This is a genomic window from Nocardia sp. NPDC005366 (assembly GCF_040606855.1).
Classification (GTDB): domain Bacteria; phylum Actinomycetota; class Actinomycetes; order Mycobacteriales; family Mycobacteriaceae; genus Nocardia.
The window spans coordinates 93282-117124 of the sequence record NZ_JBEXFQ010000024.1 but is presented as its reverse complement, the minus strand read 5'-3'; the positions used below and the strand labels follow the sequence as shown (position 1 = coordinate 117124).

The following is a 23843-nucleotide window of genomic DNA, read 5'->3' as shown; positions in this document are numbered from 1 at the left end:
TGAAACCGATCACCCGCCGACCTCGCCACAGCGGACATGATGCACCACCGGCCACTCCAAGCTGACTAATCAGACGATTGGGAGACAGAACCTAGAGGCGTGTCGCGGTGTGGACGAGGTCGGCGACGGCTTTGGATCTGCTGTGTGGTGGCCAAGCGATGACGGTCGTGACGGCCGGTGCGTCTGGCACGGGCACGACGGCATGATCGTCGCGTAGCTGAGTTCGCAGCGACTCGGGCACGACCGCGCAGGCCAGTCCGAGCGCGATCAGTTGGAATAGTTGGGTATGGTCGCGCACCTGCGGGCCGGGGCCGTCCGGATAGCTACCATCCCGTCGAGGCCAGCGCGGCAGGGGCAGGTTCGTCAGGGTGTCGACCTCGGCCAACGGCACATGCGTTCGGTTGGCGAGGGGATGACCCGCGGGCAGGACCACGACCTGCTGTTCGGTGTGCAGATCCTCGGTGTCGAATCCGGCTGTCGTGTCGTAAGGCCGGTGGAGCAGAGCGACGTCGGCACGCCCGTTGCGCAGCAGACTTTCCGGCTGGCCTGGCCCGCACAGCATCACCTCGACTGCCACGGCGCCCGGTTCGGCGGCGTAGGCGTGCAGCAGCTTCGACAACAGTTCTCTGGACGCTCCTGCCTTGGTGGCCAGCACCACCCCGGGCTGGTCGGCCGCCGCGCGGCGGGTTCGCCGCTCGGCGGCTTCGACCGCGTCGAGCGCGGTCCGGGCCTCCCGCAGCAGCACCGCCCCGGCCCCGGTTAAGGCGATGGCGCGAGCGGTGCGGTGCAGCAGGACGACTCCGAGCCGCCGTTCGAGCTGCTGGATGGCTCGCGACAGCGGTGGTTGCGCGATCGCGAGCCGTTGTGCCGCCCGCCCGAAGTGCAACTCCTCGGCGACGGCGACGAAGTATCGCAACTCCCGCGTCTCCACCAGGTCATGGTATCCGGCGATGACCACGACCAATACCCGTGCGGTATCGCCGCCCACCCGATCGGTCTTGGACGCTGCACCCGGAGCCGCAGCAGGATCGGCGGTGTGAGTGAACAGACGATTGCGCTGGTGACCGGCGCGAACAAGGGAATCGGATACGAGATCGCCGCTGGCCTGGGCGCGCTCGGCTGGCGAATCGGTGTGGGCGCGCGTGATCGGCAACGCCGCGACACCGCGGTGGAGAAGCTGCGCGCGGCCGGGACCGACGCGTTCGGTGTGCCGCTCGACGTGACCGACGACGTAAGTGTGGCCGCGGCGGCCGAATTGATCGCCGACCATGCCGGAGGGCTCGACGTCCTGGTCAACAATGCCGCGATCACCGGCGGTATGCCGCAGACACCGACCACGGTCGATCCCGTGACCGTGCGAATCGTCGTGGAAACCAACGTGATCGGGGTCATCCGGGTCACCAACGCGATGCTGCCGATGCTGCGCGCCTCGGCCTCACCGCGGATCGTCAACATGTCCAGCAGCGTCGGGTCGCTCGCCCTGCAAACCACGCCCGGCATCGACATGGGTCCGGCTCCCGCCGCATACTTGGCCTCGAAGACCTTCCTCAACGCCCTCACTATCCAGTACGTCAAGGAACTGGGTGACACCAACATCTTGATCAACTCCGGCTGTCCCGGTTTCACCGCCACCGACCTCAACGGTTTTCGCGGCGTCCGTACACCGCAACAGGGTGCGGCCATCGCGATTCGCCTCGCGACCCTGCCCGACGACGGCCCGACCGGCGGATTCTTCGACGACGCCGGAGCGGTGCCCTGGTGACGGGCGCACCCTGCGATCGTGCACCGAATCTGTTCGGCGCGGGGCGGGTTACGAGGGAATTCGTGTCACCGCGACCGCCGACTCCGTGAGGCTGCCCAGATACAACGTGCCGTCCTGCTCGACCACGCCGGTCACCATCGAGTAGTCGGTGCCATCGCACTGCAGGTCGTGGACCACCGTGCCCTCGAAATCGATGGCCTGCACCCATACCGTCCGTTTCGGTTTCGGCCGCGCCCAATCTGGCAGCGCCCATACGACGCGCCGCAGAATTCCGGGTAATGGCAGCAGTCGATCCAGCAGTGGATCCCGTGGCGCGGGCAACGCGATCCACGCCAGACCGTCGCTGCCCAGCGCCATATTGTCCGGGAATCCCGGCAGATTCTCGATGAGGATGTCGTGGGTGCCCGCTTTCGGACCGGTGAGCCAATACCGTGTCACCCGGTAGCCGCCGGTCTCGGCGACCAGTACACAGGTGCGATCCGGGGACAGCACCACCCCGTTGGCGAAATGCAGTTCCGCCACAAGCGTTTCGACCTTGCCCGACGGATCACGGCGAAGCAGCCTGCCGGTGCCGGAATGCTCGAGCAGATCGCCCACATATTCCGCGAGCGAGTAGCGATTCGTCGATGAGGAGAAGTAGATCGTGCCATCGGCATCGCGCACGACATTGCTCGCGAAGGCCAACCGCTCCCCGTCCACCTCGTCGACCAGAACCTCGAGCCTGCCGTCGGGGTGCAGCTGCAGAAGACCGCGTTCGAAGTCGCAGATCAGGATCGTGCCGTCCGCGTCGGCATGCAGGCCGAGTGGCCGCCCACCGGTATTCCCCAGCATGGTCACCGACCCGTCGGCAGGATCGATGCTCAGAATCGACCCGTCGTCGATACCCGCGATCAGGGCGCCCGTGGGGGATAGGACCACATCTTCGGGCCCGTCGCCGGGAAGTTCGATTCTGCGCACCGGGGGCAGGGGAGGGGTGCTGCTGGTAGCGCGCGCACGCGCCGAGGCTTTCGGGGGATTCCAGCGCTGCGGCTTCATAGTCCGTCCGGCGGTCATGGCTCAGACTAGCTCGCGGATAGTGCACTGTGGGGCAAGATCATGGGTAAAGATCATTCCGATACGTAGATATGCGCATCTAACTATGTATTTCCATCACATTGAAGATCGCTCAATTCCGAACACCATCACCACAAAAGATCGCAAATACGTCGAGATCAGGGAAATTCTGAACGACCTGCACGAGACTGACTGTATGGCAATATATTTCGGCCACGGTGGGTGTCGACCTCGGTCGACACGACCGGATCACCCTTCGAGGAACTCGAGGCGATTGCCGACCGGATCATCGGTATGAAACCGGCGACGGCCGGGGATCTCCGCTGGGTCGGCCCAACGCACCGGATACCCGGCCGCCTCGACCACCGCGGCCGTGGCATCGACATTCACCACAAAAGCCGGGTGTGCCTTGCGGGCGGGCCGGAAGTCCGCCTCGATACCCACGTGCAACTCCGCGTCCGGACCGCCGCGCCCCGGCACCCGGAACCAGCATCCACCCCGCGCCGCGAGCTGCGGCGGCTTGGGGAGCTCGGACCAACCGAGCACGCCGGCATAGAACGCGCGCAGTCGATCTTCCGAGCCGGTCGGCGCGGCGATCTGGACATGGTGAAGCATGGGGTGATCCTCCCGCGGCTCACTGAATTCAATACAGGACAATCGTACTGCTAGCGGGGCGCCCGTTATTCCGTCGACCGGACCTTGCGCATCTAAAACTCCTTCGTGTGCCGGGGGCGGCGAAACGCACGCTCCAGCCCATCAACATTTGTTCTATTTCTACGGCCGCGATGGCCTGGCCGAGCAAGTGGGCACGAGTACCGAAGGCAGTGGGTTCAACGGGTTCAGCGGGTTGGTCCTGACCTACGTTGTCCGTAGTGAGGCGCGCGTCGACGAGATCATCGCCGAGGCCGAGAAGGCTGGCGCCATGATCCTCAAGCCCGCCGGTGCCCTGCCGTGGGGCGGGTACGGCGGCTCGTTCGCCGACCCGGACGGCTTCATCTGGAGTCTCGGCTACAGCGCCCAGGGAACCGACCAGCCCTACGCGGAGTAGCCGCCCGGGCGAGGCCTCTGGCGGGTACCGAAAATCATCAGGAGAGACACCGTGTCAATGCAAGTGAGCGCCATCATGCTTGGCGTCGAAGACCTGTCCCGAGCCAAGAAGTTCTACGCCGAGGGCATGGGCTGCACGATCGACAAGGATACCCACAAGTTCGTTTCGTTCAGCCTCGACGGCGGATCCCCGCGACTGGCTCTCTACGAATGGGAGGCAGCGGCACAGGACGCCGGCGTCTCCTCGGAGGGATCCGGATTCCGCGGTGCCTCATTCCACTTCGACCCCGGCTCCAGGGAAGGAGTGGACGCGATGATGCGCAAGGCGGGGATCGCCCGCTGCTCAGTTCTCGAAGATGGGGAGTGGACCATCGCGGGGGTTCCGTGTTGTGAGACTCGGGGGAGCGCGGCACTGCCTCAGTACGACGGTTCGGGAACTCGAGTGTGTCGGCAAGTCGATGGACGCTCTCGCTCTGTAGAGCGATCCGGATACCTTTACCTTGTAGGCAGTTCCCGGCGGTGGTAGCTCATAAATCTGGATATCGGACTATGCGCATGTAACCATGATTACTCAACCTCGAGCCGAACGCCCAAACGGAACAAAACGCTAAGACGCCACGAACCTGTTCCGGTTCACCGCCGTTCAGGCGGATATGGCGTTGGCGGCGGTCGTCGTCGGTTGCGTGGCGCGATAGCGGAGTGCGTCAGGGCTGTTGCGTGATCGCGTACCACAGCGTGGCGAGTGTCCCCGCGACGAATAGCGGTGAGATGACCCAGGTCTCGACTATGTTGCCGGTGCGTTCGATGACGGGGAACCGGACCCGTATGTCGAACGGCCAGAACAGCCTGCATCCCTTGTCTGTCAGGCAGTCACCGAGGATGTGGGCGAGAGCCCCGAGTCCGACGGAGAACGGGAGCCACGAGGGTTTGTCGGAAAGCCAGTGATCCATGGCGAAAGTTCCGGCGGTGGCCAGGACGACGACGGTGCCCCATGCCTTCACGCTGTCGCCGCCGGGGCACAGGTGCAGGGCGCGAACGGCCAAGGCCAGCAGGAAGAAAACGAGTGCGAGCGTGAATGGTCTGCCGAGCCAGTGCACACCCGCCCAGGTTCCGTATGTCGCCAGTGCGACGAATGCCAGCGAGTGGGTCGCGTGTCGATGACCGCCGGATACCTTCGAGATGATTGTGCACAGGATGTACGAAATCGGGCCGAGCACATGGGCGATGGAACTGTTGGGGTGGTCCGCGTCCGGGAGTAGTGCGGCTCCTGCTGTCAGGAAGGTGCCGAGTAACAGTTCGACGGTGCCGATATGTCCGGCGCCTGCCTGGACGGCCGGGTAGGTCAACGCGGTGATGGGCAGCACCACTGCTGCCCCCGACCAGGCCAACGCGCCGCTGGTCGCATGTGAATGTCCGAGCACTGCTCAACGCTAGTCGAACAGACGTCCGAACTGTAATGCCCCTGAGATCTGATCCTGTTGGGGGACTGGATAATACGGATCTGTTATCAAGATCACTTTCGATCGGCTGATGAGGATCTGGCGTGTCCGCCTACACGCGAGCCGCCACACCGTTGGTGTCCGTGCCGCGGCACTGCTGTGGTCCACCGGTCGCGGGTATATCCGGCTACCGCTATGCTCGTGACCCGATATTCGAAACTGCTTGTCGGTCCAAGTATTTGAGTGTGCCGAACAAGGAGCGGGGGTGTCAGGGGACGACAGGATTTCCCCGGTAGGCGAGCGCGCGAGGGTGGTAGTACGGACTTTGTCACAGTCATCGAACAGATCGGATGACGGCGTTGCGGCCCCCCCGATTCGCGGTCGGCGCCTGCCGCACGTGACCTGGTGGGGATCCCTGCTTGTCACCTCCTCCGGAGTCAGCGTCGCGGTGTACTACACGCCCGACGAGATGCGAATTCCCTTGGCTATCGGGGGCGGGACCACTGCCGTGGCGCTATCGGTCGCGATCTCGGCGGCGGTGTACTTCCGCCGCGCCGCCTTGGACGCGCGCGCCGACACCGCGAGCGCGCGCGAGGAGCTGCATACCGCCTATGCCGAGGTGGTCGCCACCCACGACGCGTCGAATGCCACGATCATCTCGGCGACCGCGGAACTACGCGCGCAGGTAGTCGCGGCGAATGAGGCTGTAGCCGAATATCATTCGGCGGCCAGGAGTAGCGAGAGCCGTCGCGTGGCCGCGATGGCCGCATTCGCGGGCGCCGCGGGACGTATGCAGGCGATGACGACGAGCATGCTCGCGGAATTGCGCGAGATGGAGCACAAGCATTCCGATCCGTCGGTACTGGCCGATCTCTTGCAGTTGGACCATCACACCGCCCAGGCGGGGCGGCTCGCCGATAGCATCGCGGTACTCAGCGGCTCGCGGTCGGGCCGTCGATGGGCGAAACCTATCGCCATGCAATCGATTCTGCGCGGTGCGATGGGCCGCGTCGCCGGTTATCAACGGGTCAGGCTGCGCGCGGTCGCGAATATCGCGATCGCGGGTCACGCGGCCGAGGGCGTGATGCACGCCCTCGCGGAACTGATCGATAACGCCTGCAACTTCTCCCCGCCGACCACCGAAGTGCACCTCTACGCGGCTGAGGTTCCGGCCGGGGTGGTCATCACCATCGAAGACAGCGGTCTGGTGATGAGCGAGTCGACGTTGCGACGCGCCGAAGCCGCCGTCTCGACCGTCGCGCCCGGCGGCAAGAGCGGTTCAGCGACAGATCTGTCGACCTTGTCGGGAACCAGGCTGGGGCTCGCGGTCGTCGGTTATCTCGCGCGTAAGCACGGACTCACCGTGTCCTATCGGCCCTCCGCCATCGGGGGCACCGCCGTGGTCGTCGTGGTGCCGCGCGATCTCACCACCCGGGTCGACACGTCCGTTGTCGAGCCCCCGGTGGGTCCGCCCGCGCCGCGGGCCCTCGCGGTCGCCACGCCGGTCGGCGTCGCCCCGGCGGCATCTTCGTCCACCGGTGCCGAATTGCCGAAACGGCGGCGCGGCAGCACCTTCGCCGCTGTCCATCCCGAAGGTTTGAGCGAGGCGAAACCCACCGAGACCACCTCACCGCCGACGCGGTCGAAACCCGCCGCCCTCGGCGCGTTCCAGCGGGCGATCACCGGCCGCGAGCCCGCCGTCCCAACCCCTTCTGCCGCTCTGGAGAACGACTGATGACAACTTCCGTGCCCTCGCAGCTGAGCTGGTTGCTCGAACAACTCCTGTCCCGCACGCCCGGCACTCGACATGCGCTGCTGCTGTCGAGCGACGGGCTGAAGATGTGTCACAGTGAGCGGCTCACCGAGGACAGCGCCGATCAACTGGCCGCGATAGCGGCCGGAATCCAGAGTCTCTCGCACGGCGCGTCGATCGAATTCGGCGACGGACGCTCGGGCGTGCGGCAGTCGATGACGGAGTTCTACGGCGGCATCCTGTTCATCGTCGACGCGGGTATGGGCGCGCATATCGCGGTCATCGCGGGGGAGGACGCCGACGCAGGCCTCGTCGGCCACAATATGCGGGAACTGGTGGAGCAATTGGGCGACCATCTGGCAACCTCTCCGCGCTTCGGGGAGGAGAGTGTGTCGTGAGCAGATCAGGGCGCGACGAGGATCCCGACCGGCTCTACACACTGACCGGCGGCCGGAGTAAACCGGACTACGAAAGTTTCGACTTCGTCACCCTGGTGGTCAGCGAATCCGAGCCGACATCGGGGATGAGCAGCGAGCAGGCCGCGATCCTGTCCATGTGCCGCGCCCCGACCGCGGTGGTCGAGATCGCCGCGGAGCTGCGAATTCCCGTCGGCATCACCACAATTCTGCTTTCGGACCTCCTGCACGCAGGCAAGATCACCGTCCGTCACCCTCAGATCGGCAAGGCGACAACCCCCGGTGCGCCGTGGAATTCGATGCCGGACACCACCACCCTCGAGAAGGTGCTCGTTGGACTCCGCAATATTTGACCCTCGGCCGACCCGCGCCGACGCGCCGCTGCACTCGGACACTCGCCAGGGCCTGAAGATAGTCATCGTCGGCGGTTTCGGCGTCGGTAAGACGACCATGGTGCGCTCGGTGAGCGAGATCCGCCCACTCGATACCGAGGCGACGATGACCCAGGAGGGTCTGCGCGTCGACGACCTCACCGGCGTCACCGGCAAGACGACCACCACTGTGGCATTCGACTTCGGGCGTATCAGTATCGACGCCGAACACGTCCTGTATCTCTTCGGTGCGCCGGGGCAGGAACGGTTCTGGTTCCTGTGGGACAGGCTGTTCACCGGGGCACTCGGCGCCATCGTCCTCGTCGATCCGCTGCGGATCGCCGACTCCTGGTACGCCATTGATCGACTGGAGCACCAAGGGGTTCCATTCATCGTGGCCTGCAACAATTTCGGCGGATCTATCGATCCCCGCCGGATTCGCGACGCACTCGATCTCGATCCCGATGTGCCGCTCATCAACTGCGACGCCAGATCCCGCGAATCCTGTAAAGCCGTTCTCATCGCGTTGGTGGAGCGTCTGTTCGCGTGCCGCGCCATGGGGCGCGACCGTCGCCTCCTCGTGAGCCGAACATCGGAGACAGCGTCATGACCAACCCCGACGTCATCGCGTACGAATCGGGTGGCGCACGATCCGGGCGCACCGAGCAGACGCCGGTTCCTCTGAGTGGACCGCGTTTTCATTCCGATCCGCATCGGCTGTACAACGATATGCGTCGCGACCACGGGCCGGTGGTGTCCGTCGAGCTGCCGGGCGGCGTCCCGGCGTGGCTGGTGATCGGCTATCGCGAGATGCATCAGGTCACCAGCGATCCCGAACTGTTTCCCCGCGACGTGGGACTGTGGAACCAGTGGCCCGAGATTCCCGGGGATTGGCCGCTGCGGCCGATGATCGGGCAGCCGATGCCGTCGGTGTACTACACCGCGGGCGCCGAACATCGCCGCCATATCGAGATGGTCGAGTCCGCGATGGACACCGTCGACCCCTACGAATTGCGCCGTGTCTGTGAGGATCTGGCCGATCGTCTGATCGATCATTTCTGCGGGAAGGGCGAGGCCGAACTCGTCGCCGACTATGCCGAACCGTTGCCGATTCTCGCGCTGGCCTGGATCCTCGGATTCCCCGACCAGGACGGGGGCCAGCTCGCGTGGACGATGAAGGCTCTGGCCGACGGCGGTGCGGACGCCCAGGCCGCCCACGGACAGTTCTTCGGCCAGATGCAGCATCTGCTCGCCTCGACCAAAGCGCGGCCGGGGGACAACCTGGTCTCGCGGATGCTGGCGCACGAGGGTGGATTCACCGATGAGGAATACGTGCTGGACCTGATGGCGATCACCGCCGCGGGGCATCTGCCTACCTCGGACTGGATCGGCAATTCGGTGCGCCTGATGTTGACCGACGATCGTTTCGCCGCGGCGCTCGGCGGCGGTCGGCACAGTGTGGGTCAGGCGATGAACGAGGTCCTGTGGGAGGACACGCCGACACAGATCCTGTCCGGTCGGTGGGCTGCCCGCGATACCCGGCTGGGCGACAAGGTGATCCGTCGCGGCGACATGTTGCTGCTCGGTCTCGCGGCCGCGAATGCCGATCCGCACGTCCGCCAGCATGTGGCCGATTCGGTGGAACCCGCCTACAGCGGTAACTGCGCGCATTTCGCGTTCTCCCACGGCGAATACCGCTGCCCATTTCCCGCGCAGCAGATCGCCGAGACCATCGCGCGAACCAGTCTGGAAGTGCTGCTCGACCGGTTGCCCGATATCGATCTCGCGGTGCCCGCCGAAACGCTGGTGCGCCGCCCGTCGGCCTTCCTGCGCGGAATGACGTCGCTTCCAGTCCGTTTCACCCCGGTTCGTGCAGTTGGAGGTACCCCATGAGTCAGGTCTGCCCACACGCCAAGCCCCTCGTCATCGACCCCATGGTCGCCGATCTCGCCGGGGAAACCGCCTACCTCGTTGGCGCGGATCCGATCACCCGCATCGAGTTACTCGGGGTGCCCGCCTGGACGGTGACCCGTCATGCGCTGGCCCGGCAATTGCTGGTCGATACGCGGCTGGTGAAGGACATCAACGCATGGTCGCTGTGGCAGACCGGCGTGGTGACGAGGCAGTGGCCGCTGATCGGCATGATCGACGCGGGCCGCTCCATGTTCACCGTCGACGGGCCGGAGCATCGCCGGCTGCGGATCAAGACCACCCAGGCATTGACCAAACGCCGTCTGGACGCGCTGCGCCCGGTCATCGAGCGGTTCACCGCCGAATTGCTCGATGATCTCGCCGAGGCGGGACGCGACGGTGCGACGGTCGACTTGAAGTCGGTCTTCGCCTATCCGCTGCCGATGCGGGTGGTCAGCGAGCTGATGGGCGTCGAGCGCGGCGATCACGCCATGCTGCTCGACTGGTACAAGGCGTTCTTCTCGCTGTTGACACCGCAGGACGAGCGGTTGCGCGTCATCGATGAACTCGACGCGTATTTCACCGCCATGGTGCGCAAGAAGACCGCCGACCCGACCGACGACCTGACCAGCGCCCTCATCCAGGCCACCGACGGCGGGGAACCGCTGACCGAGGAGGAAGTGGTCGGCAACCTGAAGGCTCTCGTCGCCGCGGGACACGAAACGACGATCAACCTGATCCTGTGCGCCGTACGCGCGTTGCTCAGCAATCCGGACCAGCTCGACCGGGTCCGTTCCGGTGAGATCGGCTGGGATCTGGTGGTGGAGGAAACGCTGCGCTGGGACAGCCCTGTGACGCATCTGCTGATGCGTTTCGCCACCGAGGACATCACGATCGACGGTATGACGATCGAGAAGGGCGAGGGCGTCGTCATCTCCTACCGTGCGATCGGTCGTGACAGCGCGATGCACGGCCCCGATGCCGACGTCTTCGATGTCACGCGCCCGACCGCGAATCGCCATATGACCTTCGGCTACGGCCCGCATATCTGTCCGGGTGCGGCACTCGCGCGGTTGGAGGGCGGTATCGCCCTGCCCGCCCTGTTCGCGCGTTTCCCGGATCTGCGGTTGGCGGTGCCGGGGGAGCAGATCCAGAATCTTCCGGTCCTGACCCAGAACGATCTCGCGGCGTTCCCGGTTCAGCTCGGCAGCTGATCGGGCCGTAACGGTCCGACGCGCCGGGTCGACTTCGGATCCGACTGTCCGGGCACGCTCGTGCCCGGCTTTCCGATATCGTGCCGTGAGTCCGTTCCTCGAACAAAGGGTAGGTTCACGTGAGTTCGGTAGTCGATGCACCCGATGTCGCGTCGCAAGTGGGGCACTATTACCAGGCGGAAGGCACGTACGAAGTCGGTCGGGAGAAGATCCGCGAATACGCGCGAGCCGTCCAGGACTATCACCCCGCGCATTGGGATGAGGACGCGGCGACGAAACTCGGATACGCGGGTCTGTTGGCTCCGCTGACGTTCGTCTCGATTCCCGCGATGGCGGCCAACCGGCTGCTGTTCGAGACCGTTGTGGTCGGATACGACATGTTCGTGCAGACCGAGCAGGTTTTCGAGCAGTACAAGCCGATAGTCGCCGGTGACGTGCTGATCACGGATGTGGAACTGTCTTCGGTTCGCCGGATCGCGGGCAAGGATCTGATCACCGTCACCAATACCTTCACCGATCAGGCAGGTGAGGTCGTGCACGTCATGCATACGACCGTCGTCGGTATCGCCGGTGAGGGGGTGGACCCGGAGATCACCCGCGCCGTGGAGAACATCATGGTGCACGGGGTCAATATCTTCGGAGGCGGCAGAACGCCGGAGGAGATCGCGCAGGCGCGCGCGAAGCCGACACCACGTCGTCCCGAGGGGGAGCTTCGGCTCTCGATGGAGGGCGCCGCGCGAATTCCGGCCACGGTCATGTCATTCGAGGAGTTGACCGTCGGTGCGGAACTCCCGATTCGGAACGCGCGCGTTTCCCGTGGCGACCTCGTCAACTATTCGGGCGTCTCCGGCGACGGCAATCCCATTCATTGGGACGACCGGGTTGCCCGGCTCGCTGGCCTGCCCGATGTCATTGCCCACGGCATGCTGACCATGGGACTGGGAGCGGGATTCGTATCCGCCTGGTCGGGGGATCCGGGCGCGGTCACGCGATACGGTGTCCGGCTGTCGAACTACACGGTGGTCGACGCCAAGTCGGGTGGGGAGATCGAATACTCCGGCCGGGTGAAGTCGCTGGATCCGGCCGCTCGGAGCGCGGTCGTCAATATCGTGGCGAAGTCCGGTGGTCGCAAGATCTTCGGATTGGCGACCACCACTATCCAGTTCAGCTGAGACGAATTCCGGCCCGGCTCGAATGATGCTGTGCCGGGCCGGGATTCGCCTGCCTGTCAGTTGACCGCGGCGTCGAACATGCCTACCTCGTATGAGCCGCCCTGCTGGCGCACGATCACGTTCAGCCGGGTGGCGGCGTTGATCATGGCGACCGGGTAGACCAGTGCGGCGATCTGGTCGTCGTCCGACCATGAGACGGCCGCGACCGGATTCGCGTAACACCGCGCTCCTGCGACAGGTGCCACTTTGGAATATGGAGCTGGTAGAGGTTCTTCGCAACCCTGTGCGAATCCGCATCATCAACACCGCCATGGACGGCCGCGAGTTCACGGCCGCTTCGTTACTGGATTCGCTACCCGATGTCTCGCGGCCGACGTTGTATCGCCAGCTCGCCGTGCTGCTCGATGCCGGCATACTGGTCGTGCATCGCGAAGAGCGGCGCCGCGGAGCAGTCGAACGGACCTACCGATTCGCCCCCGGTGGCGCGGCGATGCCGCCCGCAGAGATGGCCGCGTTGACCACCGACGACCATCAATCCTTGTTCGCTGCCGCCATGAGTGTGCTGGCGTCGAGCTTTCAGCACTATCTGCACACCACCGATGCCGAGCCCTACCGCGACAACGTCTCCTACATTCAATTACCTGTGTGGCTCACCGACGACGAACGTGCCCACCTCATAGCTCAGCTCGGAAAGGTCCTCGAGTCGGTCGCCTCGAACGCACCGGAGGGTGAGCGCCGTAAGTACCTCATCAGCCCGATCTTTTTTCCACTACCGACGTGATGCGGCGAGAGGGGTGTCGACATCGAGACCACACACGGCCTCGATCTCGGCCTGATGCTCTAAATGGATACGGGGAAGCCGAACTCATCGCTCCGGTAGTGCGCAGACCATTCCCTCCGCTATACCCGTCGGCCGGACACCGAGTCCTTGGTTGAGGCGCGCACGCTGATTCTCCCAGGCGATAGCCGCGGCCAATTCGGTCAACTGCGCCTTCGACAGATGCGTCAGCAATTGTGTGCGAAGCGCATCGATATCGACTGCCGGAGTCACGGTCATGGCCTCCGCGAATTCCAGTACCGACTTCTCCAGACCGGCGGTTTTCAGCTCCGCCAACTCCTTCAACCGCGGATCGAGCCGATTCGACAGCAACAGCATGGTCTCGTAGACGCCCGTGCCGAACAGCACCTGTGGTCGCCGACCGAGCTTGTGAGGATGACGAGTTGCTGGGTCGCTCGGGTCATCGCCACATAGCGGTCGACCGCTCCTTCGATGCCCGTGCCGAACGCTTCCGGGTCGACGAGAACGACCAGGTCGAACTCGAGCCCCTTCGACAGCGCTGGGGTCAGCGACCGGACGCGCGACGTCGCCCGGAACGTCGGATCGCCTATGACGCAGGCGATCCCGTCGTCATGCTCGGCAAGCCAGGTATCGAGGATCGAACCCAGATCCGAAGCAGACCCGTGTACGACCGGGACGCCACCGCTGCGGATGGATGTCGGCACGTTGGCGTCCGGGAGCACGGCCCGGATGACCGGCTCGGCTTCCGTCATCACCTCTCGCGGCGTCCGGTAGTTGATGCTGAGCGAGGCGAGGTTGATCCGGTCGAGCCCCACCCGCTCGAGACGTTCCTGCCATGACTCCGTGAACCCGTGCCGGGCTTGGGCGCGGTCCCCGACGATGGTGAAACTGCGAGACGGGCAGCGCAGCAGCAACATCTGCCACTCCGCATCGGTCAGTTCCTGGGCTTCGTCCACGATGATGTGCGCGAAGGGGCCTGCCAGCTGATCGGGTTCCGTGCCGGGCAGTGCGGTCTCGTCGACCAGTATCTCCCGTAGGTCCTGCTGACGCAGCTGGGTCATCAAGCCTTCGCCGTCGGCATAGGTATCGGAGGCGATCAGGTCGTCGATGACGCTGGACATGCGTTCGCGCTCGGCGTTCACCGCTGCGATGTACTGACGCGCGCGTCGTGACGCTGTCGGGTCGCCGAGCCGCTGGCGTGCCGCGTCCAGAAGTGGCAGGTCGGACACGGTCCACCGGTCGGCGTCCGCGCGTTGCAGCTTCCGAACGTCGTCGGGGCTGAGCCAGGGAGCGCATTTGCGCAGATAGGCGGGTACCGACCACAGGTCCGCGACCAGGTCGGCCGCCTCTATCATCGTCCACGCGTTGTCGAGAGTCGTGCGCAATTCGTCGTTCTGCAGCAACGACTTCCGGAGTTGGGCGCCCGGAGCGTCACCGTCGTACTTGTCCATCAGGATCGTGAGCAGCAGCTCCCAGATCTGCTCGCGCGCTTCGTTGTGCGCAGTGCCGGGTTCTGGCGCTTCGAACGCCTCGGCCCAGTCCTCGGGGCTCAGCCAGATGTCGGACCAGTCGGTCGCGACCGTCATGCCCTTGGTGGGCGGCTGCTCGTAGAACCGCACGGCCGTTTCGATCGCCCGCACCATATCCGCGGACGACTTCAGGCGAGCCACGTCCGGGTCGGCTTCGATTGTCGCCGCCGCACCTTCGATGACGAGGTCGCGCAGGGTGCACAGTTGCACGTTCTCCTCGCCCAGGCTGGGCAGGACGTCGGCGACATAGGCGAGGTAGGGCTCGTGCGGGCCGACGAACAGCACGCGGTGACGAAGTGCGGGGTCGGAGTAGAGCAGGTAGGCGGCGCGATGCAGAGCGACGACGGTCTTACCGGTACCCGGGCCGCCGTCGACGACGAGAGCGCCGCGAGATCCCGCACGGATGATGGCGTCCTGGTCGGCCTGGATGGTGCCGAGTACGTCCCGCATCCGGGCCGACCGGTTGCTGCCAAGGCTGGCGATGAAGGCGGATTGATCATCGAGCGCGGCGTTGCTCTCGAACCCGTCCGGGGTGAACACCTCGTCCCAGTAATCGCTGATCCGGTTGCGGCTCCAGCGATACCTGCGGCGTCTTACGAGACCCATCGGGTTGGCATGGGTCGCTCCGAAGAACGGCTCTGCCGCGGGGGAGCGCCAGTCGATCAGCAGCTGATTCCCCGCGCTGTCCAAGAGGCCGAGCCGTCCGATGTACACCGGCTCCGGGTTGTCCGCACTGACCATATGTCCGAGGCACAGGTCCACGCCGAAGCGCCGCAGGGAGCGCAGGCGCGCGGTCAGCCGGTGGACCTCCGAGTCCCGCTCCACGGCCTCCTGGCCTGCGCGGGCGGGTGCTTTGCGGGTGGCGTCGAGGCGCTTGTTCAGGTCGGCGATCGACTGCTCGAGGCTTTCCGCGATGGCCGCGAAATGCTGTTCGTCGGCGGCTACGAGCTTCGGGTCGGCCTTGCGGGCGAGGTGGTCGGGAAGGTCGAACACACTGGTAGTCAAGGGATTCACGTCATCAGCTCCCATGTGAGGTTCGTTTCGCGCTGGGCCACGGTCGATACTTCGACGCTGATCGTGGCGGTCGGACACCAACGGATCCCCGTTCCCGCCCGACCCATCCGTCGACGACAACACACGCAATTCGGCACTCCCATTTCCGCAGGTTCTGGCTTCGGTGGGCAATTCTGGGGCATCACCCGGGTCTTGCCGCAAGCCCCGGGGTGCGCTATAAGTTGAGAGTGGAGGGAGTGTGTTCCTCCTATGCGCCGCATTCGTCGCGGCCGGACGAACCTCGTGCGGGTTCGCCATTCATCGGTTCCCAGTGCGAGATTCGACGCGCCGATGCCGCCGTCGGTGGCTCCAACCGGGATCAGGCGCGGGCGAGCGCCTGCATCACCATGGAGAACACTCTGTTACCGGAGGGCGAAGTCGCAGGCTCCGCGGAACGCGATCAGCTGCGGGTAAACCCTGCGTAGGGAATGTCGTAGGTCACGTCACCGCCACCGCCTTTCGCTTCCCGGCGAAGCGTCGCATGATCGGCTCGTCGACCCACCGGTACACGGCCGCTGCCGCCAATAGGGACAGGATCAGGCTGAGTGCCGCGAAGAAGACCCAGCCCAGTATCCCGAATTGTCTGCCGCCGATGAACAATCGGGTGATCAGGACCATCACCGGGAACTGGACGAGGTAGAAGGCGAAGGAGATGTTTCCCAGGTACACCACGCTCGGTGCCGTGTTGAGGCCGAGGCCGCGGATTCCGGCGATGTCGCGGGCAGCGAGGGTGGCGACGAGTGCCGTCATGGGGGCCAGTACCAGGGCCGACATCTTGAAGTTGACCGGGACCACCCAGGTCATCGCGTAGGCGGCGGCGAGGGTGGTGAGCGGCCATTGGAGGCGGGTCGAGGTCCAGCGGCCTTCCAGTACCAGGCGGGCCGCGAGCACGCCGACGAAGAATTCGGGGAGCCGGGAGAGCGGGAAGGTGTAGCTGAGCCAGTAGGAGAGGGCGACCGGAATGTCGTCCTGCGCGAACCAGATCGGGCAGGAGTGCAGTTCGCAGGATGGTGACACCTCACCGGGCACCAGGCGCGGCGCGAAGACGTTCTCGATGCCCTTGGGGCCGGGGAAGCACAGGTAGTAGGCGGTGTGCAGGGCGAGGACGAACACCACGAGTCCGATCATCACCCACAGCACCCGGTCGCCGCGGATCCGGCGCACCAGCGGGAGCGCCACCGGGAAGGACAGGTAGAAGAACATTTCCGCGCCCAACGACCAGGACGGCACGTTCATGCCGCCGACCATCGTCCACTTCGGCACCCAGGTGTGTACCAGCAGCGCGTTCGGCAGCCACACCACCAACCGGTGCAGTGGCACGTTCGCCACCAGCACGAACGCCACGGCCGCGACGAGGTGCGTCGGGTAGATCTTCAGCAGGCGACGCCGGTAGAACCGCGCCGCGGTATCTCCCGGCCGGAACGACCAGTAGATGATGAAGCCGGACAGCACGAAGAAGAACGTCACCCCGACCGCGCCCAGATGCATCGGCACCACTTGGTGGATGTGGCGGAACAGCTTCGACTTCTGGAACGGATACACCGGCAGGAATATCAGCGCGTGCAGGATGAACACCAGCAGCGCCGCCCACCAGCGCGATCCGGTCAGCGAGGGGAGCGCGGGACGGGTGCCCGCGCCCGGTGATGCGGCTCCGGTGCGGACACCCGCCCCCGCCGTCACTTCCCGTACCGCTCGTACAGAGCGTTCGCCATCACCGTGTCACCGTGTGCCGACGGGTGGAACGGGATGCCGATCAGATCGGTCCGCGGGTCGAAGGCGCCGTTGAGCCACGGATCGTTCGAGCACAGTCCGTGTCCGGCGGTGATCGCTCTGGCGTCGAAGTATTCGATTCCGAGGAGTCGGGCCGCCTCCCGCTGGGCCGCGTCCATCCGGTCCAGGTATTCGATCAGCCCCTCGGCCCTGGGCTGGATGAAGTCGCCCGCCCCGAGGATGTCGAAGCACGCGAAATCCTGCCCAGCGGGGAAGAATTCGGGATAGCCGACCAGCACGACCTTGGCGTTCGGAGCGTAGTAGCGCACATAGGTCACCACTTCGCGGATCCGCGCCGCGTATTCCTCGCCGGACACCCCGCGGTAGTCGGTGATCCTGCCTTCGGCGGCCGCGTCCAGGCCGCACCCCTGCTCCAGGTTGAACACGCACGGCTGCAACGAACCCCACAGCGTGGTGGAGTGTTCGGTGCCCCAGGAATCGTTGAGCCCGAATTGCATGGCGATCACCCGAGTGCGTGCTCCGAACCCGCCCGCCTTGTCGGCGTTGATCGCTTCCTGGGCGAGGGAGTAGCCCGATTTGGTCTTGATCGCCGCACCGGAGCAGGAATCGTCTCGGAAGTCCGGGGTACCCGCGATACCCATGAGCTGGCTGAGTTGCGTCGGCCAGGACGCGGGGCCGCGCAGGCACTCCTTCGCGTCGGCCTGCCAGCGGAAACCGTTGGCGGCGAACGAATCGCCCATGACGACGAGTCTGCTACCCGGTGCGGATTCGGCCGAGGCGGTCGGCATGGCGGGTACGAACGCGACGGCGGCCAGCGCGAACGCGGCGAATCGGCGAGACAGCTTGCCTGTGAACATGATTCCCATTGCTCAGTAACCGGCCCGAGGCTCGAAGCCGGGGTCGGTGAGAGTCGGCGGAGCTTGCTGTGCGGGGGCAGGCGCGGGTGCCTGCTGCGTCTGCTGACGGGGTGCGGGCTGCGGCGCGGGTTCGGCGGCGGGCGGCTGCGGGGCGGGTACCTCGGCGGCGGGGGCCGGTGTGGGTTCGGGCTGCGCGCCACCGGACGGCGTCGGCGCCGCGGGTTCCGCCGCCGGGCTCGACGGTGCCGGTGTGGTCGTCGCGGGTGTCTGCACCGAACTCGATGTGCTCACCGGCTCCTTCGGATCATCACCGTCTCCACCGCATCCGGTCAGCATCACAGCCCCGCAAGCGGCGACAATTGCGAGACGAATTCTCATGGATCCCGTTCTCCCTCGGCAGCACAATGTTTCTCGTTGGGCGAGTGCAGATTTGCGCGCGCCGACACGAAATCTTGCGCTGTCCGATGCGGAGTTGCGAGACGCTATTTCTTCCGGCTGGTGCCATTTCGGAGGAGCGGGTAATCGTACGGTGGGAAACCGTGTCAGGCACCTCCAGTGCCCCGCGCCCACCGGTGACGAAAGTCCGAGGATGAAAACCGGGCCGCCCCGCCGTGGGCGACCGGAGTGCGGTCATGTGTCGATTCGGAAGAGTTGCGCGAATCGCTCGAGCAGTCTCGAATTGCCCTTCAGGATGGTGACAACGTCTTGCTCCACGGACTGGGCAGGGGTCAGTGTGCCCGCGATCAGGTGGCGGATACCCGGGCCGGTGACGAACCGCAGTTCAGGCTCGCCGCTGGGCAGCGAGCCGCCCACCGGCGGTGTCGGGGGAGCGATCTGGAACACCTTCAACTCGCCGTCGCCGACCTGGGCACGCAACTCGACGGCACCCACCTGGATTTGGAAATCCAGTGACATCGAAGCGAATTCCGGTCTGAACGCGGTGCGCAGTGCCATCGTCAGCGAGTCGGCGGTGACGATGTCGTCATCCTTGGGTTCGCCCATCGACCGGAATCCCCATCGGCCGAGCGCCAGCACGATCGGCTCGAGATCACGCCCGTATCCGGTGAGTTCATAGACGAGTCCGCATCGTGGCAGTGCGACGCGACGGATCACCCCGCCCTCCTGTAACTCCTTCAGGCGCGCGGCGAGGATGTTCGTCGGAATCTTGGGCAGGCCCTGCTTCAAGTCGGTGTAACGCCGCGGACCGACGAGCAGGTCACGGATTATGAGCAGTGCCCAGCGTTCCGTGACCAGCTCGACGGCAGTGGTGATACCGCAGTACTGCCCGTAGCTGCGGGCAGCCACTCAGACCTGAGCCTGCTCGGCCGGATTCGCCTGCGGATCTTGTTCGGCCCCCTGCGGTGCCACGTACAGGAAGGCCAGGTTGTTGCCGTCCGGGTCCTCCAGGTCACGGCTGTACATGAACCCGTAGTCCTGGGCCGGCTGAGGTTCGGAACCACCGGCCGTCAGACCCGCCTGGACGACCGTGTCGACATCCTCCCTGGAATCGAGGGAAAGCGCAGTCTGGACCTGTGCGGTTTTCGCCGGGTCGGCAATGTGCTTGTCGGTGAAGGTGGCGAAGAATTCGCGTGTCAACAGCATGAATTGGAAGTTCTCGTCCCACACCAGGCAGGCGACGTTTTCGTCGGTGAAGAGCGGATTGATGGTCGCGCCGATCGCGGTGTAGAACGCCTTGCTGCGCTCGAGGTCGGCGGTCGGGTAGCTCACGGAGATCTTCGTAGGCATATCAGATTGCTCCCTTGGTGGTCTCATCCGGAGCCTTGATACTTGCAAAAAACAAGTGAAGTTGTCAATAGCAAGTAACTGGAGTCAGCGCTCCGACGGCACGCGGACCCGGACTTCCCTCCGTAGCCAGCGCACTGGTCAGGGGATGAGGCGAGCGCCGAAGGGGTTGTCGAGCACGATCTTCCAGCTGTCATCGGCTTGGTGGCGCAGGGTGGCCACCGACAGTCCGCTCTGGGCGATCGGTGTGCCGTCGGGTGCGGTGCCGCTCATCGTCCACGGGGCGATGTGCACGGCGATGTCGCCGGTGATCATGACCTCGTGTCCGTTGTCGTAGCGGAAATCCGGTTTCACCGCGGCGAAGGCCGCGAACCCGGCCCGCAGGTGCTCCTCGCCTCGCACGGGTGCGCCCGGTTCGAACGCCACGACCGCGTCGTCGACGTAGAAGGACATGACGGTGTCGATATCACCGCGTTCGAGGGCGGCGGTCATCGCGGAGACGGTGTCGATCACGTTCTGTTGCATGAGGATTCCTCGGTTCGATTGCTGCCGGAATGTGCCACTTTCGTCCGTTCGAACCGCTCGTTCGAACAGCCGGCCGACCGACCATACCGCAACATTTTGGTAATGCAAATGTTGTCGGTATGCTGGGGACATGAAACGCGCGGTGGGAAAATCGACGTGCCCGATGAACATGTTCCTCGAGGTGTTCGGGGATCCGTGGACGCTGCTGGTGCTGCGCGACATGCTGCTGGTCGGCAAACGACGCCCGGTGGAATTCCTCGATTCGGCCGAGCGGATCTCGACCAGCGTTCTACTGGACCGGCTCAAGCGCCTCGAAGCCGCGAACCTGGTAGCGCGAGTGGGCAGTGGTGAACGCAACCAGGTCCACTACGTCCCGACCCCCCGGGCGGTCGACGCGCTACCGGTGCTGTTCGAGATGGCCCTGTGGAGCATGGAACACGAGCCGCAAGCCCAACCGCTGGAGCGGGTGATCACGCGCATCCGCTCCGATCCCGAGGACTACATCGCCGAGATACGCGCCGAACTCGAACGCGAGATGAGCGAGTCGGCCACATCGGAGACTGTTCCGTAGGCGCTCGGCGGTGACGGCTCGTCGTCACAGAGGCATCGGCGACGCCCTCGCAGATCGGCGAAGCCTCGCAGATCACGGATAGCGCCGACCGACCTCGGTCTATCCCCAGATACGCCGTGTCGCAGGCATATCGGCGTTCCCTGTCGCTTCCGGGACCACACCGAGTACCTGGTGAATCCCGAGTCCGCCGTCCTCGAAGCCCAGCGCGGAGGCGGCCATATAGAGCCGCCAAATCCGTGCTCGCCCTTCGCTGACGAATGAAACCGCCTGTTCCCAAGCCTTTTCCAGATTTTCGACCCAAAGGCGAAGAGTGCGTGCGTAATGCTCGCGCATGGCCTCGACATCACGAACCTCGAATCCGGCGCGTTCCATGGCCAGCACGACTTCGCCCACGTCGACGAGTTCGCCGTCGGGAAAGACATAGCGCCCGATGAAGGAACGATTCTGCATGATGGAGCCGCCCGGCGAGGAGATGGCGTGGTTGAGCAGCCGTCCGCGCGGGCGCAGCAGTGCGCGCAGGGTCTCGAAGTACTCGGCGGCGCGCTCGGAGCCGACGTGTTCGAACATGCCGACCGAGGAGATGGCGTCGAACTCTTCGCCGCGCAGGTCCCGATAATCGGCAAGCCTGATCTCGACACTGCCCGACAGCCCGGCCTCGGCGACTCGCCGGCGGGCGAGCTCGACCTGAGCGCCGCTTATGGTGACGCCGACGACTTGCGCCCCGTAGGTCGCCGCCGCGTGCATCGCCATGGAACCCCAGCCGCATCCCACGTCGAGCAGGCGCATGCCCGACTGTTCGGCCAAGCCCAGTTTGCGGCAGATCAGATCGTGCTTGGCGCGCTGGGCGTCCTCCAATGAGCCGTCGTCGTCCGGGACGAACCGCGCACAGGAGTAGGTCATGCTCGGTCCGAGCACCAGTCGGTAGAAATCGTTGCTGACGTCGTAGTGATGACTGATCGCGGCCGCATCGCGACGTTTGGTGTGCAATGGTCCGCGCCGCGGTCGCGCCTCCTCCGGTGGTCGCTGCGGGCGGCGACCGAGCACTCCGAGTTGGCGCGCCGCGACGATGGCCTGCCAGGCCGCACCGAGACCGAGGCGTGCGTCGTTCGGCGCGGTCGACTGGAGCGCGCGAAGCATCATGAATATGTCGCCGTCGAGATCCACTGCGCCGGAGACGAAGGCACGCGCCACGCCGAGTTCGCCGGGCGCCCAGACCAAGTGGCGCAACGCATCCGCGGATCGCACGCGCATCGTGCCGGGGCTTACACCATCGGGTTGAATCGTGCTGCCATCCCAGAATTCGAACCCCACCGCAGGGTGGGGGCCCAAGGTGGCTCGCAGCAGAGGTTCGAACGCGGCAGCGATCGTGGCCTGGTTACCCATCCGACCACTATGGCCCGCGTCGCGCTGCTGTCGTGGCAGCGACGCGGCGCCATCCGTGCCGCGTGCCGGGATAGGGGGCTGACGGGCGGTCCAGGCACGCGCGTCGGGGTGCTCACGTAACCAGGGACACGGCATCGAACGGGTGCGACGGTGTCAGGATCGCCCGGCCGGTAGGTGGCCTTCAAGGTAGTTCGGGTCAGAGTCATGCCGATGGCGTCGAGTGATGCTGCGAAGGGACCGCTGGGTCCGGGAGACGAGTTTCGGCGGCGGGCAGCGATTGACTTGACATAATGTAGATTATCGGCGTTCAAATCGGGTGGATTTATGCCAGATGGAAGAAATTAGACTGATGCCCGTCCCGATAAAAGGTGCGAGCCGTCCGGCAGCAGTTGAGAGTCTCCGGAGGCGGGTCGATTCCAGGAAACCTGATAGGTAGCTGGTTGATTCATTCGTATGCGCATATTTATGCAACGCTGCTAGCGTCACTGTGACGTAAGTTATCCGATCTGGCGTGGATTCGACATCGTCCGACACTCTCGAGTTTTTCTGACCTCTCCCGAGTCGTGTTGCGTCGCACGGGAGGTGAGCCAAAGGGGTAGACCATTGCGTCAGGCCGTGCCTCCCCAATCCCCTTCTCCCCCATTTTCCCGCCCAATTTCGTCACGTGATGACAATTTGAGGGTTTTCGGCGGCCGCGGATGGAACGCGGGCACGCCCGCCACGCGGTGCTGCCTATCCCTTGGCGCTGGGCGAACACCTATTCTGAACCATGTGTCGATAATTTCGGACGAGGATGGCGCGACGGAGGTAGCCGAGTGACGCGTGCGGTGGAGAAGTCGTCGGGCCGTCGCCGGGGGCCGAGCAAGGGCGATCTGAAAGAGGCGGCGATTCTGGATGTGGCCTGGAGGCTGCTGACGGAGAAATCGCTGGCCGAGATCACTGTGAACGATCTGACGCGGGGGGCGGGTATTTCGCGGTCGTCGTTCTATTTCTACTTCGATTCCAAGGAAGCGGTGCTGCGCGCTCTGGCGCAGCGTGCGGCGGCTGAAATTCGTTCCTCTATCGGCGGTTTCGAGACCGATGCCGAGGGGCGCGTAGGCGATCTGCGTGCGGTGATCACGGGTTATCTGCGCCGGTGGCAGGAGTCGGGGCCAGTGCTGCGCGCGATCCGCCTGCAGGTGGAGTCGGATCCGGATCTGCGCGAGTTCTGGGCGCAGATCCGTCACGAGCTCGTCGACGATGTCGCCCGATCGATCGATCGGGCCCAGCGTGCCGGTATCGCCGCGGCAGCGCCCCCGGCGGCGCGGGATCTGGCAGAGGCGATGATCGCGATGATGTTGCAGAGCGCCTACCAGCATTCCCTGGAGCCCGCCGACGAGGCCGCCGAGCAGCGGTTGGTGGACACGCTGACGGTGGTGTCGCAGCGGATGCTGGGCTTGACCGGACAGTAACCACCACTCCTCTCGATGCGAGCGCGGGCAGGATCGCCCGGCCCGACGCTCGCGACAACCAAC

The 23843-nt window shown here is 65.1% G+C and carries 25 protein-coding genes and 1 pseudogene; 12 read left to right on the top strand and 14 right to left on the bottom strand.

The window, feature by feature from the left end:
- Window positions 1-91 precede the first annotated feature (91 nt).
- Entirely contained in the window at window positions 92-988 is an 897-nt protein-coding gene (locus tag ABZS43_RS25300) for a LysR family transcriptional regulator (protein ID WP_355038435.1), read from the bottom strand.
- Between the two features lie 48 nt (window positions 989-1036).
- Here ABZS43_RS25300 and ABZS43_RS25295 point away from each other — a divergent pair, with 48 nt between their 5' ends.
- Entirely contained in the window at window positions 1037-1762 is a 726-nt protein-coding gene (locus tag ABZS43_RS25295) for an SDR family NAD(P)-dependent oxidoreductase (protein WP_355038434.1), read from the top strand.
- Window positions 1763-1810: 48 nt separating this feature from the next.
- Here the strand turns inward: ABZS43_RS25295 and ABZS43_RS25290 are convergent, their stop codons facing one another.
- Together ABZS43_RS25290 and ABZS43_RS25285 are read right to left on the bottom strand one after the other, a co-directional pair.
- Window positions 1811-2815 (bottom strand): SMP-30/gluconolactonase/LRE family protein, encoded by a 1005-nt coding sequence (locus ABZS43_RS25290; RefSeq protein ID WP_355038433.1) that lies wholly within the window; start codon window positions 2813-2815, stop codon window positions 1811-1813.
- Window positions 2816-3064: 249 nt separating this feature from the next.
- Window positions 3065-3430, bottom strand: coding sequence for a VOC family protein (locus ABZS43_RS25285; protein ID WP_355038432.1), 366 nt, complete (start codon window positions 3428-3430; stop codon window positions 3065-3067).
- A 148-nt stretch (window positions 3431-3578) separates the two neighbouring features.
- Here ABZS43_RS25285 and ABZS43_RS25280 point away from each other — a divergent pair, with 148 nt between their 5' ends.
- Window positions 3579-3863, top strand: a complete 285-nt coding sequence (locus ABZS43_RS25280) for a hypothetical protein (RefSeq protein WP_355038431.1) — start codon at window positions 3579-3581, stop codon at window positions 3861-3863.
- A 703-nt stretch (window positions 3864-4566) separates the two neighbouring features.
- Here ABZS43_RS25280 and ABZS43_RS25275 read toward each other — a convergent pair.
- A complete protein-coding gene (locus ABZS43_RS25275; RefSeq protein WP_355038430.1) occupies window positions 4567-5283 on the bottom strand; it encodes a metal-dependent hydrolase in 717 nt (238 codons plus the stop codon).
- A gap of 415 nt (window positions 5284-5698) precedes the next feature.
- Between ABZS43_RS25275 and ABZS43_RS25270 the strand changes: the two genes are divergently transcribed.
- The 7 genes from ABZS43_RS25270 (at window position 5699) to ABZS43_RS25240 (ending at window position 12138) form a co-directional block, all read left to right on the top strand.
- A complete protein-coding gene (locus tag ABZS43_RS25270) occupies window positions 5699-7036 on the top strand; it encodes an ATP-binding protein (protein ID WP_355038429.1) in 1338 nt (445 codons plus the stop codon).
- Entirely contained in the window at window positions 7036-7452 is a 417-nt protein-coding gene (locus ABZS43_RS25265) for a roadblock/LC7 domain-containing protein (RefSeq protein ID WP_355038428.1), read from the top strand. The genes ABZS43_RS25270 and ABZS43_RS25265 overlap by 1 nt, the downstream gene beginning before the upstream one ends.
- Window positions 7449-7823, top strand: a complete 375-nt coding sequence (locus tag ABZS43_RS25260; RefSeq protein WP_355038427.1) for a DUF742 domain-containing protein — start codon at window positions 7449-7451, stop codon at window positions 7821-7823. The genes ABZS43_RS25265 and ABZS43_RS25260 overlap by 4 nt, the downstream gene beginning before the upstream one ends.
- A 52-nt stretch (window positions 7824-7875) precedes the next feature.
- Entirely contained in the window at window positions 7876-8451 is a 576-nt protein-coding gene (locus tag ABZS43_RS25255) for an ATP/GTP-binding protein (protein WP_355038438.1), read from the top strand.
- Window positions 8448-9734, top strand: coding sequence for a cytochrome P450 (locus tag ABZS43_RS25250; protein WP_355038426.1), 1287 nt, complete (start codon window positions 8448-8450; stop codon window positions 9732-9734). The genes ABZS43_RS25255 and ABZS43_RS25250 overlap by 4 nt, the downstream gene beginning before the upstream one ends.
- The gene (locus ABZS43_RS25245; RefSeq protein ID WP_355038425.1) at window positions 9731-10966 is read left to right on the top strand and encodes a cytochrome P450; all 1236 of its coding nucleotides are present in this window, start codon (window positions 9731-9733) and stop codon (window positions 10964-10966) included. The genes ABZS43_RS25250 and ABZS43_RS25245 overlap by 4 nt, the downstream gene beginning before the upstream one ends.
- A gap of 119 nt (window positions 10967-11085) precedes the next feature.
- On the top strand, window positions 11086-12138 hold the full coding sequence (locus tag ABZS43_RS25240) for a fused (3R)-hydroxyacyl-ACP dehydratase subunits HadA/HadB (RefSeq protein WP_355038424.1): 1053 nt from the start codon (window positions 11086-11088) through the stop codon (window positions 12136-12138).
- A 56-nt stretch (window positions 12139-12194) separates the two neighbouring features.
- On the opposite strand, the gene ABZS43_RS25235 is transcribed toward ABZS43_RS25240, so the two are convergent.
- On the bottom strand, window positions 12195-12383 hold the full coding sequence (locus ABZS43_RS25235; RefSeq protein WP_355038423.1) for a hypothetical protein: 189 nt from the start codon (window positions 12381-12383) through the stop codon (window positions 12195-12197).
- Between the two features lie 38 nt (window positions 12384-12421).
- On the opposite strand from ABZS43_RS25235, the gene ABZS43_RS25230 reads away from it, so the two are divergent.
- Window positions 12422-12919, top strand: coding sequence for an ArsR family transcriptional regulator (locus ABZS43_RS25230; protein WP_355038422.1), 498 nt, complete (start codon window positions 12422-12424; stop codon window positions 12917-12919).
- Window positions 12920-13003: 84 nt separating this feature from the next.
- Here ABZS43_RS25230 and ABZS43_RS25225 read toward each other — a convergent pair.
- The 8 genes and pseudogenes from ABZS43_RS25225 to ABZS43_RS25190 all read right to left on the bottom strand — a co-directional run.
- Window positions 13004-13342, bottom strand: a pseudogene (locus ABZS43_RS25225) (carboxymuconolactone decarboxylase family protein); the annotation flags it as partial.
- A complete protein-coding gene (gene helR / locus ABZS43_RS25220) occupies window positions 13258-15480 on the bottom strand; it encodes an RNA polymerase recycling motor ATPase HelR (protein WP_355038437.1) in 2223 nt (740 codons plus the stop codon). The gene helR and the pseudogene ABZS43_RS25225, both read right to left, overlap by 85 nt.
- A gap of 477 nt (window positions 15481-15957) precedes the next feature.
- Window positions 15958-17199, bottom strand: coding sequence for an acyltransferase (locus ABZS43_RS25215; RefSeq protein WP_355038421.1), 1242 nt, complete (start codon window positions 17197-17199; stop codon window positions 15958-15960).
- Entirely contained in the window at window positions 17196-18107 is a 912-nt protein-coding gene (locus ABZS43_RS25210) for an SGNH/GDSL hydrolase family protein (RefSeq protein WP_355038420.1), read from the bottom strand. The genes ABZS43_RS25215 and ABZS43_RS25210 overlap by 4 nt, the downstream gene beginning before the upstream one ends.
- Before the next feature lie 12 nt (window positions 18108-18119).
- Entirely contained in the window at window positions 18120-18485 is a 366-nt protein-coding gene (locus ABZS43_RS25205; RefSeq protein WP_355038419.1) for a hypothetical protein, read from the bottom strand.
- A gap of 252 nt (window positions 18486-18737) precedes the next feature.
- Window positions 18738-19412, bottom strand: coding sequence for a helix-turn-helix domain-containing protein (locus tag ABZS43_RS25200; protein ID WP_355038418.1), 675 nt, complete (start codon window positions 19410-19412; stop codon window positions 18738-18740).
- Window positions 19413-19835 (bottom strand): glyoxalase, encoded by a 423-nt coding sequence (locus ABZS43_RS25195; RefSeq protein ID WP_355038417.1) that lies wholly within the window; start codon window positions 19833-19835, stop codon window positions 19413-19415.
- Window positions 19836-19991: 156 nt separating this feature from the next.
- The gene (locus tag ABZS43_RS25190) at window positions 19992-20375 is read right to left on the bottom strand and encodes a nuclear transport factor 2 family protein (RefSeq protein WP_355038416.1); all 384 of its coding nucleotides are present in this window, start codon (window positions 20373-20375) and stop codon (window positions 19992-19994) included.
- A 142-nt stretch (window positions 20376-20517) separates the two neighbouring features.
- Here ABZS43_RS25190 and ABZS43_RS25185 point away from each other — a divergent pair, with 142 nt between their 5' ends.
- Window positions 20518-20946, top strand: a complete 429-nt coding sequence (locus tag ABZS43_RS25185; protein WP_355038415.1) for a helix-turn-helix domain-containing protein — start codon at window positions 20518-20520, stop codon at window positions 20944-20946.
- Between the two features lie 99 nt (window positions 20947-21045).
- Here ABZS43_RS25185 and ABZS43_RS25180 read toward each other — a convergent pair whose 3' ends face one another.
- On the bottom strand, window positions 21046-22329 hold the full coding sequence (locus ABZS43_RS25180; RefSeq protein WP_355038414.1) for a cyclopropane-fatty-acyl-phospholipid synthase family protein: 1284 nt from the start codon (window positions 22327-22329) through the stop codon (window positions 21046-21048).
- An 815-nt stretch (window positions 22330-23144) separates the two neighbouring features.
- Here ABZS43_RS25180 and ABZS43_RS25175 point away from each other — a divergent pair.
- The gene (locus ABZS43_RS25175; RefSeq protein ID WP_355038413.1) at window positions 23145-23780 is read left to right on the top strand and encodes a TetR/AcrR family transcriptional regulator; all 636 of its coding nucleotides are present in this window, start codon (window positions 23145-23147) and stop codon (window positions 23778-23780) included.
- The last annotated feature ends 63 nt before the right edge of the window (window positions 23781-23843 follow it).